Genomic DNA, 320 nt, shown 5'->3' with positions numbered 1-320 from the left:
ACACCAGAGATTACCTCCCGAGGAGTTAACCCGTCGAGTACTACTCGCGGCCGGTTATTCAGCAATGCTTCGGCCTGGGCGACCTCTTGGTCGGTGACATCGGTAAAGTTGGTGCCTTTGGGGAAATAAAACCGGATATCCCGGTTCATCCGCTCATTGCTGCCTCGCTGCCACGGCGAATGCGGATCGGCGAAAAACACCTGGATATTCTCCGCGACGGAAAACTCCGTGTGTTTGGCAAACTCCACCCCCTGATCCCAGGTCAACGTCGAAATCGTGGTGTCCATCGACTCTTTGAGCCGACGAATCATCCGCACCAT

General features: G+C 55.3%; 1 protein-coding gene. It reads right to left on the bottom strand.

Annotated elements, in window-relative coordinates; genetic code table 11:
- A partial coding sequence (locus HMPREF2847_RS09100; protein WP_141765088.1) for an IS30 family transposase occupies positions 1–320 on the bottom strand: 320 nt, incomplete at both ends.

Source organism: Corynebacterium sp. HMSC074C03 (genome assembly GCF_001838285.1).
Taxonomy (GTDB): domain Bacteria; phylum Actinomycetota; class Actinomycetes; order Mycobacteriales; family Mycobacteriaceae; genus Corynebacterium; species Corynebacterium amycolatum.
This window is presented reverse-complemented; position numbering and strand designations above follow the sequence as displayed.